This is a genomic window from Paenibacillus sp. EKM10P, from assembly GCF_011800655.1.
GTDB classification, from domain to species: Bacteria; Bacillota; Bacilli; order Paenibacillales; family Paenibacillaceae; genus Paenibacillus; species Paenibacillus polymyxa.
In genome coordinates, this window is record NZ_JAALET010000013.1 from 1 (window position 1) to 13063 (window position 13063).

The window sequence follows — 13063 nt, forward strand, 5'->3', positions numbered from 1 at the left end:
TTGACGTGCGCTTGTATACACTTTCCCCAGAATCCATTTGCTATAGTAGGCATGTCTCGCTTGCTCATGTTCATACTCAGTAATTAACCCTTGTAATGCTAGACCAGCCAAGTGTTTCAACGGATGAATGCCGTTCCCCTTACCGCCTCCTCCAACGGTAGGGGTCCCTTTGCTCCGAACTGGGATCGCTGCGGTTGCTCTCAGAATCACACCTCCTGCAGGTCCACTTAGCGCTCCTGCAACAACGCCAGCCACTTTTCCCATCACTGGAATGGAGCCTAATAGCTTGGACACCGTACCCATCAAGGCATTCGCCTGTTTAAGCTCTGCTGGACTGGTGACTTTTGCTTTAGGGGTAGAGGCTTGGCTGCTAGATGAATCCTTGGCTGCTGATTGAGCTGCTTCATAGGCTTTGATGCTCATGAGTGGCGGCTCGGGCACAGGAGGGAGGTCAGCAACGAAAACAGGTGCTTTTACCGTTCCTTCCTGATAAATCACTGGAGCTTTGGTATCCGTCTCACCATCTAGTACCATGCTGCTGGCTCCACCTTTTAAGTATAGCGCCGTGCCAGCTTCGAGTGATAGTTCCTCGCCTGCACCCAGCTTCACATGACCACCCTGAATCTGCACATTCCCCGGACTGTCGATGGTAATGCCGCTACTTTCATGCAGTGTAATGGAAAATTCACCGGAGGTGGATAGGGTCAGTTCATGTTCAGACATTTCTACGCCGCTACCTTGGATATGTTGCCATACCTTCACATTCGGCTGTCCCTTGGTGTGGCGTTGTTGTCGCAGCGAATCCGTTACATAGGCATCCTGTTCGCGGTGTGTTGGCAGATACAATTCCACCTGTTCCCCGATCTCAGGCATATCGTACCAGCCGCTATGTTCTTCGGCAACATAACGGGTGGCTACAGGGAACCAGCAGGCTTTAGCCGGGTCTTGCTTGGGATCAATGTCGAGTTGAAGCTGGACGAAATCCTGCTGTACCTTCAGTACCGTTCCTATCAGCGAAATTCCAGTAGCCTGATCGTTTTCATACCGCGCATTGCGGATATCTTGTTCAGCTTGAAGATCATAACGGGTGCGCAGTAGGCCATCCGCTAGCGTAGTCACTGCTCGAACCACGACCAACTCTTTACCTTGTCCAATGGGTAACGTAATGAGGTCGCCGAGCGCATAGTATTGCAGACTTTCAATCATATAGGTGACATACGAGCCAGCACGTTCTCCCGGCTTTTCCGCATCCAATTCATGAAACGTTTTCCGTACCCGATAAAATACATCCCGTTCCACCTTGTACTGTTTGCCTTCTGGTATCCCGAAGAAAACCTTGGGCGAGGCTGCGGTTACCTCTGGCACAAGTACGGAGCCAAAGCGAGAAGCGAGACGTTTTAAAAACGCCCAATCGGTCTCATCATATTGTAAAACAAATGTCTCCAATTTGGCATGGTTGCTTACCGTGTCAATGGCATCTCCGTACTGATATTTTCGAACCAGTGCTGTGACCAGATTATCATAGGTCCGGTGAATATCTTGATAGGAGCGTCTTTTACGTTTGATATCCATCTGGTATGAATGGGAAGCGGCCTCCAGTTCAAATGTATACACGCCTCGTACACAGTGTACGGACATACGTGTAACAATCCCATGGAACAGCCTTCTCAGCGATTCTCCCTGATCATTCAACTGACGAATCACAATCGACTCTTGCTCCATACTTTGACCGATACAAGCGGCTCCCTGTTCTTCAGAGAGCATGCCACTGATACGTAAATAGACATGATCGTTAATGGTACGTGTTATTTGAAGTTGATCGATGTGTAGGGGCTGAAAGGGACCATAAAAGCGTAGGCTTTCATATCCGATCCCATCTGATAATACGCTCAAGTGAGTTCATGACTCCTTTCTAGATGCGATGGGTATTTCCAAGTAGAGCACGTCTTCTTGAAATTGCTTTTGATTAAAGAAGCCGCAGATGAGTACAACAGTGTGCCAAGATAGATATGTATTACAAGGTTTGTGCGCTATACAGGTTTAGAGGTGATATTTAATAAACAACCCAGCATATGTATTTATCGGTTAAAAGAGAGATTTAGTTTACAAAATGACCCATTGGTTGGGGGATTTACTATGTTTATTTTTGGAAGAGAGAATGCTGACAGCAATTTTGAGCAATTGCCTTTCAAAGTCAGGAACTGGGCTAATTAATTGTGATTATGGATTCAGGTAAATTAAATACGCCTCTTCGTACTCGACATGGGTAAAAGAGATTGCGATTTTATATGGAGAGGTGGTGTGAGGAGAAGATTACTATGATCAACTAAAGTACCGTATATCTATATTCTTAGCATTCAAAAAAATAAAAAAACAACACTTCAAATCTAATCGTTTTGAGGTGTTGTTTTTTATTATAAAAGTTATCTCTATTCTGAAAATTTACTCAAGGCAGAATTTTTAAGCTTCTCAAAATGCTCACTTTCAACTGGATCTCCTACAAAATCAGTTTTTTCTAATTCTAAGCTAGAAATTTCGGTAGATTGAGTTTTAAAAGTGTTTGTTGGTTTTGTATTAAATTTACCTTGATAAGAGCCAACAATCTTAAACTTTGAAGGTTCTACTTCTTGTAAAAATAATAAGTAAGGATCAGTATTATTCATTTTTACATACCCTTCCAGAGACTCATAAGTACCATTATGAATCAATCCATCTTCCGAAACTGTAATCTGTTTTCCTTCAGAGTAATCTCCTTTAAATGTTTTGTCTATTGTAAAGGGAACGAAGGCCCTGCGATCAATGACTGTACCTGAGTCTGCCTTAATTTCAACAGGTTGTTGTTCACCAGTAACATGCCCTATGACTATAGCAGTTGATTGTTTTTCTAACGCCTCTACATCTTCGAAATAAGGCATGTGTGCTTTAGAAACAGCTATCTTATATTTTTGATCGCTACTAGGCTGCTTTTTGGCTAAGTTAGTATCTGTTAGTCCATGAATACTAGATACTATAATAAATCCTAAAGCTATTATGACAATTAATGAAGGCACAATAATTTTTAATTTTTTCATTTTCAGTACACTCCTACTCAATTAATATTTCCAACCTACATTTCTATAATCAAGAGGGTAAGGTGCTTCTCTTCCAGGTGTACGTGAATTCATAATAGATTGAACATCATTATCTTGATGTTTTAAATTAAATGAATGCCCTAATTCATGCACTGCTATATCTACTCGTTGAGCACGAGATTCGTAATATGTTCTTAAGTTATAATCATTAAGAATAAGATTTGATTTATAGAATGATTTATTAGGATTATCTGCATCACTATCAGAGAAGGCATTACCATTTGAATCAAAGGGTTTAAATCGCCCATCGTAACCTGCGTAAGGATCGTCAATTACGTAGAAACGGAGATATGCAGATGATTCAGAAGAGGTTTTATTATATCCGATATTAGCAGATGGTGCGGCATCCCAAGAATTTCTAGCAGTACTTAGAATACCTGCATAACCATAAGTTGTTACACTAGAATCCTCCCACCATGGCATCGAAGCAACACGAGAAGAGGAAAATCCTTGACTCTTGTAAAAAGCGTTACCATCATAGAGAGCAGCAGCGTCAGCCTGGCTCGATACCGCAAACGTAAGCGGCAAAGCAAGAGCAATTATCTTTATAAACCATTTTCTCATACGATATTCTATCCTCCCAATTTAAATTAATGTTTTCTCACTCATTCTTAGGTTTTCAGCCATTGACTTGTAGCCTAAAACATCTTTTGCGTTGTACGGAACTTGTTTCGTCCCTATGGCTCGCCTCACGTCTTTCTTCCAGTACTGCACAACAGCTTTTGGCCCAACTCCAATGGTATAATATCCCACTATAGGGAGTCAATCTTGTCAAAAGTACTAAATATAGTAAAATAAAATGCTATCATACGAGCCATGAATATTCTTTTGTTGCTATGTAGATGCATATTCGACCAACAACGATTTAACGCTTGTCGTTGCTGGTAAAATTGTCAGTTCAATGCATTGGTCTGCTCACAACTCTGTTTTTTATCGCTGGTGAACATGATGAGTTCGCTACAGAAGAGCAACCAATGGATTTATGCTCGCTTGTCAGAGACTCACGTTATCTGATTGCCTCTGATTGTAGTTATCGACCGCATATGTTAAGAGAACAGTCCCGATTTGTCAATAATTATATTTTTTGGATAGACATGCTATTTACTGATCTAACTATATCCTTTCCATCGTCTCGACACATGTGGAGTGTTGTTCACTATAGGTCAGAAAAGACTAATAGTTAAGGTGTATTGGCGTTTGAAAAAGGTAAAAATCAAAATAAATTTACTGATAAAAACATCAATAAGATTATCGAAACGTACCGAAATCGTGTAGATGTTGATAAATATGCTCATGTGGCATCAGTTGAAAATTTTGGGTATTCATGTGTAGAATTTGATGAAAAGGGCCAAGGATATTATTCCTCGGCTCTTTTTTAAAATCTCTTGGGAACGGCGTAGACTGGGGGAAGTTATGCCGTGCAGTATTCTTATGAACTGCGGCGCAGTACGTTATAGAAGATGGCAAGGAGGGGCGGTGCTCTTCCTTTTTTTGTGATTCTTTTGGGGAGTATGCTCCTCTATTGGGTATGGTATACTCATTTAGATGTCTATGCTTAACATATACTGCCGTTTGAACTACGTTGCTTAAACATATTATATGTGAAGAAGAAGCAAGGACATGAACAGGTTAGCTTTACCATTTTGGGACCAAAGATTTGTCCTGGTATTTATAGAGGAGTTTTTGATATGATGAATAATTTTTGGCGTGATTTGCCACGACCTTTTTTTATACTGGCACCGATGGAAGATGTGACGGATGTTGTGTTTCGCCATGTCGTAAGTGAAGCAGCTAGACCGGATGTGTTTTTTACGGAGTTTGCGAATACAGAGAGTTATTGTCACCCGGAGGGGAACAAAAGTGTACGCGGGCGTTTGACTTTTACAGAGGATGAACAGCCCATGGTGGCCCATATCTGGGGAGATAAGCCGGAATATTTCCGTGAAATGAGCATCGGTATGGCGAAAGAAGGCTTCAAGGGCATCGATATTAATATGGGTTGTCCTGTAGCGAATGTAGCCGAGAATGGGAAGGGAAGCGGCCTGATCTGCCGTCCCGAAATCGCAGCGGATATTATCCAAGCCGCGAAAGCCGGGGGACTGCCCGTGAGTGTAAAAACAAGGCTCGGTTTCACTGCCGTAGACGAATGGCGCGACTGGTTGACCCATATTCTGAAACAAGACATTGTGAATTTGTCCATTCATCTGCGGACAAGAGAGGAAATGAGCAAAGTAGACGCTCACTGGGAACTGATTCCGGAGATTAAGAAACTTCGTGATGAAGTGGCACCAAATACACTGCTGACCATTAACGGAGATATTCCGGACCGTCAGACCGGCTTGAAGCTCGCTGAGCAATATGGAGTGGATGGCATTATGATTGGGCGTGGTATTTTCCAGAATCCATTTGCGTTTGAAAAGGAGCCGAAGGAACACAGCAGTGAGGAATTGCTTGAACTGCTGCGGCTTCATCTAGATCTCCATGATCATTATTCAGCGCAGGAGCCACGTTCGTTCAGCCCTCTCGCCCGCTTCTTCAAAATATATGTCCGTGGATTCCGAGGGGCAAGTGAACTCAGAAACAGCTTAATGAACGCCAAATCAACAAGTGAAGTGCGTACATTGCTTGATGAGTTTGGAAGCAAGGATCATGATGAGGTAGAGGAACGTGGAAATTAAATTGCCAAGTTGGGGATGGGCTGTTAGTAGGCATTGAAAACATAGGAGGATATATGTCCTGGAGTAAATTGAAGCAACAACTGGAGAGTTTCCTCTGTCCTGCGTTAGACGGAAGAGTCGAATACCGAGCTACCAGTTACCGTTATTTACCTGATAAATCTGGAATTTGTTATATAACTGTAGATAAAAAGAACGTACTCAATATGAGTGATGTAACTAACCCAATCAGATGGTATCAGACGGAGCAGGAAATCAAGAATGATCCCAATATCCAAGTTCCTATCAGCAATGAAGAAATTGAAACGGTCAGAAAAGACACTAATGGGAATGTTCCGGAGGATCGTCTACAAGTAATTGCAAGAGGTAGAAAAATCTCAGAACATGCAAAGGAGCTTTTGTCAGCACAGGCCTCATTAAGCAAGTCTAATTTTAATGTTGTAGCTAATAAGTTTTTAACTACTTCTATAGAGGACAGCTTAGAGAGTAATGATATCTTATTGAATATTCTAGCTTTAGTGGACAGACGAGTAGGGAAAAAGCGAATATTAAACATGACCGAGAAGATGAAGTTAAAGCATCCGATTGTGCAGTATTTTTATGAGTTACGGCGCAGTACGTTATGAAAAAAATAACTTTCAATAATGGGGACACTTCGTGTCAGGGTTGTTCTCACTGAAAACATGAATGAAGACTTGAAAGAAATCGGGGAAAAGTGGAGTGGAAAACAGGGCAAACCGGCTTCCATTATCATGTCTTTTCCCTGTTTTTTATATCGGGCTATACTGCATTGATTCCTACTTTGCAGGCTGGGTATCCCATTGCGAAATTGGATACGAGCCTAACGAAGGTGAATGAAACGGTTAAGGGAAATTCGCGGCTTGTGTACGACTCCATGCTGAAGGGGCTGCGTCAGGCTGTAGAACATGAGATCAAGATTGGAATTGGAACGGATGCCGCAATGTCTTACGTCACTCACTATGATATGTGGCGGGAACTAGACCACTTTATGAGACAAACGAAACTGAATGCGGGTCAGGTCATCGAACGGGTAACAAAGTATAATGCGGAGATCCTAGGCATTGATCATCTTACAGGGAGCATGATATCGGAAAACAGGCAGATTTAATCGTGCTGGAGCACAACCCTTTGGACGACATAAAAGCTTTGTCGAATGTAGCAATGGTTATGGTGAGAGGCAATCTTATACCAACACCATCGGTAACCCGAATTCAGGAAGTGAACGCGCTGCTTGATTCAGTTAGGTAAAATTAAACCCACCCCGTAAATTCCAGTATAGACGCTTTCGCTGATTGTGCTTCGGATTGCGCTCCTTTACGCCATTCTTTAGGCGGCTCTCCCATAAGCTTGGAGAAGCATCGATTGAAGCTGGAAATGGAACGATAACCGACTTGCTCGGAGATGGAAAGAATGGAGTCATCTGTGCTTTTTAACTGCTTGCAGGCTTCTTCGATTCGGGTGCTGTTTAGGAAATCAAGAGGCGACGTTCCCATAATCTCATGAAATTTTCGGCGAAAATGAGTTGTACTTAAATGGCATAGGTCAGCCAAAAAATCAATGTTAACAGGTATCATATAATTTTTAGTGATGTATTCCAAAGCCGGAGAAATGGCAAAATCGCTTTTCCGGCTATGTACTGTTTCTGCATCTTTCAATGATTCATTCCTGGAGTGAATTCTGAGAAGTTCTATATAAAGGGATAGCAATAAGCCGTAGGCGCTTTCCTGGTAGTAAGGATTCTGTTGTTGTAATTCCTCTACGATCGAAGTCGCAAGTGTATACACCTTGGGATGCTGCTCCTTGTTTAATATACAGTTCGTTCCCTTCATCACCCACAAATTGGGCTCAAAGTTTCTGTAAGCGCTTTTAAAGGAATATTGGAAAAGGTCCTCTGGCGAAAAAAAGATATAAGACCAAAGGCTGGCTGTATTTGGCGAACTATACGTGGTGTGAGGAAGATACCTGGGAATGAAAGTTACATCCCCGGCTTTGAAGGGGACAGTTTCTCCTTTGATCTCCATGAAACCGCCATCCGAATAGCAAATACCAATCTCCAAATGGTTATGAAAATGGAGATGCTCACTTTTAATATCCGAAATCTTCCAACGTTCACCGCTTAACAGCAAGACAGGGAAGTTTATAGGCAAGCTGTAATGTCGGTATTCTATAACGGGCTTCTTTTTTCTGGGCATATTCGATACTCCCATAACTTGGATTTGAGTAGATTATAGGTGAACGCTATGTCAAGTTTAGCCAGCAGATATACATCAGGATTTTGCAAAACCCTCATATAAATGATTGAAATTGCGCAGTTTTGTTGCGAATGTGCTTAGATTGAGACTATTTTACTGCGTACAATGGAATAAGTAAAGCGTTTCCAAAACAGTGACGAACCGCTCTCAAGCGCCTTTGGGGGCGTGTGCGCTAATGAGAGGGGAATAACGATGCTTCAATTAAATTATGACAAGGAAGAGATATTAAAAGTCATCGATAAAGTCGTCAGAAAAACGATGGCGATGGATTTAACATGGGATTGGCCCTGCGGTGTGGCTTATTATGGTGTATCCAGAGCCTATACCCAAACAGGGAATAAAGAGTATCTAAATATGCTTGCCCAGTGGGCAGATGAATACATCGAGCTGGGTCTGCCGCACTGGACGGTTAACACATGTGCCATGGGTCATATGCTGATCACATTGTATGAAGAAACAGGGGACCAGAAATATTGGGATATTGTGATGAGTAAGGTGGATTACATCCAAAACAATGCTCTCAGGTTCGGAGACCATGTTCTGCAGCATACAGTATCCGTTGCTAATGACTTTCCAGAACAGGCATGGGCAGATACGTTGTTTATGGCGGCATTTTTTCTGCTTCGAGTAGGAACCAAATTAAAGGACGAGAAAATGATCCAGGATGCCTTAAATCAATATTACTGGCATATCAAATACCTGCAAGACCCTAGTAGCGGTCTCTGGTACCATGGCTACAACAATGTCAAACAGGATCATATGTCCGGATTTTTCTGGGGAAGAGCGAATGCTTGGGGAGCATATACCATGTCGCAAGTCAAAATTCATTTGAAAGACTGGTATTTGTATCCGCCGTGTATGGACGTGGAATGTTCCCTTCGGGATCAACTGGCGGCACTGAAAGGTGTCCAAACAGAGAACGGCTTATGGCGGACGGTACTGGATGACGAGGAGTCCTATGAAGAAGTATCTGCATCTTGCGGTATTGCGGCGGCCATGATCAATAACGGCAATCCACTGCACACCAAATACGTGCAAAAGGCATTGGAGGGCATCTTAAACCATATTAGCGAAGACGGACGGGTATTGGGTGTATCGGGCGGCACGGCGGTTATGAAAGATCGTGAAGGGTATCGCAATATTCCAAAAGACTGGATTCAGGGCTGGGGACAAGGCTTGGCGTTGGCTTTTCTATCCGATATGTTGAATTAGGAGGGATCGAAGTTGTCTGAACAAACAACGGGGGCCTTTACGCTACCAGGAGAATCTGGTTATGAGGCGCTGACCCTGAAATTAGCTGAACGATGGGGCGCTGATGTCATCCGTGACAGTGACGGCACGCAGTTGTCCGATGAGATTATAAACGCTGGATACGGCATTTATTCTACAATCTGTATCATCAGAGATCATAACGAGTGGGCGTCCCGCAATCTGGATAAGCTGCAACAGTGTTTTTTAATGACGAATCCGAAGGTAGCTGTACAAGATTATGTATCCATCTATCTGATGGAGGATTTTTTTGCTGAACAGTTCAAAGTGAATGATTCCAAAGAAGCGTTTAACTATTGGCAGGTTTTTGACAGAACGACCGGAGAGGAAGTTCCAAGAGAACAGTGGAATTATGAAAGGGAATCCGGAAATGTGGTCATTACCGGAATTGCTCCTTGGCATAAATACACGGTAAGCTTCATGGTCTACCGGATCTGGGAAGAGATTTCCATGTACAATCACACCACGAATCATTGGGACAAAGAGCATTTAATGCAGATTGATCCCATGTATACAGAAACGCAACAGTATCTGCTGGATTGGATGGAGGATTGGTGTCTCCAGCATAAGGAAACCACGGTTGTCCGGTTTACCTCCTTATTTTATAACTTCGCCTGGATTTGGGGCAGCAATGAGCGCAATCGCCATCTGTTCTCTGATTGGGGGTCATACGATTTTACGGTAAGCTCAAGAGCGCTTGATCTATTTGCGAAGAGATATGGGTATTCGATGACTGCCGAGGATTTTGTGAATGGCGGAAAGTATCGCGTCACACATATCCCGGCTGAGCAACGCAAGCTGGACTGGATGACATTTATCAATGATTTTGTAATCGAATTTGGCAAGAAATTAATTGATATTGTGCATCAGCACGATAAGCTGGCCTACGTGTTTTATGATGACAGTTGGGTTGGGATGGAGCCTTATAATGACCGTTTTCAAGAGTTTGGATTTGACGGGTTGATTAAATGTGTGTTCTCAGGTTATGAGGCGAGGCTGTGTTCAGGTGTAAAAGTGAATACGCATGAGATACGGCTGCATCCATACTTATTTCCGGTTGGCTTAGGCGGGCTTCCTACCTTTATGGAGGGGGGCGACCCCACGCTGGATGCCAAAAAGTATTGGATTAATATCCGGCGCGCCCTGTTGAGGGAGCCTATTGACCGGATTGGACTGGGTGGATATTTGCATCTTGTAGAGCCTTACCCGGATTTTTGTGATTACATCGAAAAGATTGCCAATGAGTTCAGAGAAATCAAAGAACTGCATCATGAAGGCAAACCCTATCATATGAAGACGAAGGTAGCTATTCTGCACAGCTGGGGAAAATTGAGATCGTGGACCTTGTCCGGCCATTTCCACGAAACGTATATGCATGATTTGATTCATATCAATGAGGCTTTATCCGGATTGCCGGTTGAAGTTCAGTTCATTGATTTTGAAGATATCCGTCAGGGTATACTACAGGATTGTGATGTAGTCATCAATGCAGGCTCTGCCGGTACAGCATGGAGTGGTGGACAGCATTGGAATGACAACCAGTGTGTGGACTTACTGACCCAATGGGTTTATGAAGGTGGTACCTTTATTGGCATCAATCAGCCTTCGGCGGTAGAAGGTCACGACAGCTTTTTTAGAATGGCACATGTTCTCGGTTTGGATGAGGATACAGGCTCCAGGGTAGGTCATGGAAGATGGACATATGAGGTTAGGGATGAGCATGGTTTGGTGCCTGAAGGGGCAAGTATAACGCCAAAGAATAGGATTTATCTTACGGATGGGTCAGCTGCAATAGCGGGTGAAACGAATGGAATGATAACACTATCCACTCATGCCTTCGGTAAAGGAAAGGGAATTTACCTTCCTTCATTCGAATTCAGCTGGGAAAACACAAGACTGCTGCTGAATATAATCCGTTTTGCGGACAATGAGTTAAATGAAACGAAGTACATTACGGATAACCTATACACGGAGTGTGCTTATTATCCAGAAAGTAAAATGTTGGTTGTTATTAACAATAGTGATCAACTGCAAAGAACAACGATTGAAACGGACTATGGCAAACAAACCATGGAATTAGAGCCATATGACACCATGATAACCCATATCGGCTTAACAAAATCGGTATAGGAAATAAGAAGTAGCGGTATCAAGCCCTCCTTTTTTTAAGGAAGGGCTTTTTGTTTCAACATCTCCAAAAAATCCAGCCAATTTACCGGGGATTTTGTCCATTCAAAAGCATTTAGTCCTTCATTAACTATAAGTATAACAATGAAGGAGATGATTTTTTTGCGAAAGGCAACTTTAGTGAAAATTAGAAAAGCGGAAGCAAAATTGGGGAAAAAACTGAAAAAAAGAAGCCATGTGGTTATGAATGTTAGAAAAGCCATTCGTGTAACTCAACTTGGAGATGGATTCGCACGTTTCACTTTCGCTCCGGTCACTCTTTCTCCCAATAGCTTTAGAAGCACTACGATTAACGGTAACGACTACAACCTGATTAGCGGCTCATGGACTTTCTCTGGAAATGAACAAGGTTTTCTTCTCAATAATTATTCCGCAGCCGAAGACAGATGGGTATTTACTGCATGGAATCCAAGTGGATTCACAAGAACGGTATCCTATGCTGTTATCGCCAAACGGAAGCCATAATTTCAATGTCATTGTTGGCAGGGAAAAGGAGCTTGAGGCTTCTTTTTCTTGCTAAAATGTAGAGAATCTTTGGAACAAACCTTCGATGATTTTATAATTTTTGATAGTGGTTTAAGAGGTGCTCAACTCTCTCCTTAATAATCTGTTTTAAAGATTCAGGCTTTACTGATCGTACATAATGACCATATCTCATAAAATAATGAGCGATAAACTCCTCCTCTCCAGGATTATAGAATCCTTTAATGACTGTTTTATGACCCTGCTGTATTTTCATAGAGGGATAATGTTCTTTATAAAAAATATCCTTGGCTTGTTCTACAATCTCTACTTCAAAGTCAATGCTCTTCTCAGATTGATACATTTCTAATGAACGACTAAGGAGTTCATCTATCGAAAAGTGAGAATGGATGTCCTCTTCTTCTACAAAGGTGATTCGATCACATCGGAAAACCCTATACTTATTCGTATTTAACTCTATTCCAGTAGCGTACCATTGGCCAAACTTAGCGGAAATCTTGAAAAATTGAACATGGTAACTTTTATTCTGGTTATTTTTTGAATATTGAACCTTACAGTACGTCTCATTAAGAATACTGGTTAGTATTTTGTCCAAATAGAGACTAACATGATTATGTTGATATATTTCAAATTGTAGAACCTTTTTCATTTTATGAATCTGGTTTATTTGTATTTTAGAAAGACAGTGTTCAAACTTTTCATTGAGTTTATTAACACTTAAATGAAATGGTGTAGATTGATAAGCTTCTAACGTCAACATTGCAAAGTACAGAGCATATACTTCATCCATCGTAAAAATAATAGGGGATAACAATCTATTTTTTAAGATACCATATCGTCCATGTCGGCCATGTTCCGAATAAATAGGCATACCTAATTGTTCTAATGAACTAATATCACGTAAGGCTGTACTTTTTGAAATATGGTATTTATCCATGAGATCATTTAAATTAAAGTACTCTCGACTGTTTAAGTACCTAATCATGTCATTTAATCTTTCGGATTTCTTCATACATAAATCTCCTTATAAAAGGTGTCATGTTTT

11 protein-coding genes and 1 pseudogene are annotated in these 13063 nt (G+C 41.9%); 7 read left to right on the forward strand and 5 right to left on the reverse strand.

Annotation, left to right across the window (positions count from 1 at the left end; all coding sequences use genetic code 11):
* The 3 genes from HFE01_RS22025 to HFE01_RS22035 all read right to left on the reverse strand — a co-directional run.
* On the reverse strand, positions 1-1893 hold a 1893-nt coding region (locus HFE01_RS22025), incomplete at its 3' end, for a contractile injection system protein, VgrG/Pvc8 family (protein ID WP_221421534.1).
* A gap of 536 nt (positions 1894-2429) precedes the next feature.
* Positions 2430-3071, reverse strand: coding sequence for a hypothetical protein (locus tag HFE01_RS22030; protein ID WP_107735009.1), 642 nt, complete (start codon positions 3069-3071; stop codon positions 2430-2432).
* A 21-nt stretch (positions 3072-3092) separates the two neighbouring features.
* Complete coding sequence (locus HFE01_RS22035) at positions 3093-3695, reverse strand: zinc metalloprotease (protein WP_107735008.1); 603 nt, start codon at positions 3693-3695, stop codon at positions 3093-3095.
* 632 nt (positions 3696-4327) lie between these two features.
* Between HFE01_RS22035 and HFE01_RS22040 the strand changes: the two are divergent.
* The 4 genes and pseudogenes from HFE01_RS22040 to HFE01_RS22055 all read left to right on the forward strand — a co-directional run.
* A pseudogene (locus HFE01_RS22040) lies at positions 4328-4441 on the forward strand (N-6 DNA methylase); the annotation flags it as partial.
* A 378-nt stretch (positions 4442-4819) separates the two neighbouring features.
* Positions 4820-5809 carry a tRNA dihydrouridine synthase gene (locus tag HFE01_RS22045; RefSeq protein WP_045244193.1) on the forward strand — a complete coding sequence of 330 codons (990 nt, stop codon included), beginning with the start codon at positions 4820-4822 and terminating at the stop codon, positions 5807-5809.
* Between the two features lie 53 nt (positions 5810-5862).
* Positions 5863-6432, forward strand: coding sequence for an SF0329 family protein (locus tag HFE01_RS22050; protein WP_167438495.1), 570 nt, complete (start codon positions 5863-5865; stop codon positions 6430-6432).
* Positions 6433-6521: 89 nt separating this feature from the next.
* On the forward strand, positions 6522-6935 hold the full coding sequence (locus HFE01_RS22055) for an amidohydrolase family protein (RefSeq protein ID WP_231124534.1): 414 nt from the start codon (positions 6522-6524) through the stop codon (positions 6933-6935).
* Between the two features lie 142 nt (positions 6936-7077).
* Here HFE01_RS22055 and HFE01_RS22060 read toward each other — a convergent pair whose 3' ends face one another.
* Positions 7078-8019: an AraC family transcriptional regulator gene (locus HFE01_RS22060; protein WP_167438496.1), complete on the reverse strand. Its 942-nt coding sequence runs from the start codon at positions 8017-8019 to the stop codon at positions 7078-7080.
* A 252-nt stretch (positions 8020-8271) separates the two neighbouring features.
* On the opposite strand from HFE01_RS22060, the gene HFE01_RS22065 reads away from it, so the two are divergent.
* The 3 genes from HFE01_RS22065 (at position 8272) to HFE01_RS22075 (ending at position 12000) form a co-directional block, all read left to right on the forward strand.
* On the forward strand, positions 8272-9291 hold the full coding sequence (locus tag HFE01_RS22065; RefSeq protein WP_167438497.1) for a glycoside hydrolase family 88/105 protein: 1020 nt from the start codon (positions 8272-8274) through the stop codon (positions 9289-9291).
* A 12-nt stretch (positions 9292-9303) separates the two neighbouring features.
* Positions 9304-11478, forward strand: coding sequence for a 1,3-beta-galactosyl-N-acetylhexosamine phosphorylase (gene gnpA / locus HFE01_RS22070; protein WP_167438498.1), 2175 nt, complete (start codon positions 9304-9306; stop codon positions 11476-11478).
* A 141-nt stretch (positions 11479-11619) separates the two neighbouring features.
* A complete protein-coding gene (locus HFE01_RS22075; RefSeq protein WP_230493825.1) occupies positions 11620-12000 on the forward strand; it encodes a hypothetical protein in 381 nt (126 codons plus the stop codon).
* Positions 12001-12091: 91 nt separating this feature from the next.
* Here HFE01_RS22075 and HFE01_RS22080 read toward each other — a convergent pair whose 3' ends face one another.
* Entirely contained in the window at positions 12092-13030 is a 939-nt protein-coding gene (locus tag HFE01_RS22080) for a helix-turn-helix transcriptional regulator (protein WP_040102084.1), read from the reverse strand.
* Between the last annotated feature and the right edge of the window lie 33 nt (positions 13031-13063).

Coding starts and splice junctions, on each gene's coding strand:
- HFE01_RS22030 (WP_107735009.1), bottom strand. CDS start 3,071: ATGAAAAAATTAAAAATTATTGTGCCTTCATTAATTGTCATAATAGCT.
- HFE01_RS22035 (WP_107735008.1), bottom strand. CDS start 3,695: ATGAGAAAATGGTTTATAAAGATAATTGCTCTTGCTTTGCCGCTTACG.
- HFE01_RS22045 (WP_045244193.1), top strand. CDS start 4,820: ATGATGAATAATTTTTGGCGTGATTTGCCACGACCTTTTTTTATACTG.
- HFE01_RS22050 (WP_167438495.1), top strand. CDS start 5,863: ATGTCCTGGAGTAAATTGAAGCAACAACTGGAGAGTTTCCTCTGTCCT.
- HFE01_RS22060 (WP_167438496.1), bottom strand. CDS start 8,019: ATGCCCAGAAAAAAGAAGCCCGTTATAGAATACCGACATTACAGCTTG.
- HFE01_RS22065 (WP_167438497.1), top strand. CDS start 8,272: ATGCTTCAATTAAATTATGACAAGGAAGAGATATTAAAAGTCATCGAT.
- HFE01_RS22075 (WP_230493825.1), top strand. CDS start 11,620: ATGAAGGAGATGATTTTTTTGCGAAAGGCAACTTTAGTGAAAATTAGA.
- HFE01_RS22080 (WP_040102084.1), bottom strand. CDS start 13,030: ATGAAGAAATCCGAAAGATTAAATGACATGATTAGGTACTTAAACAGT.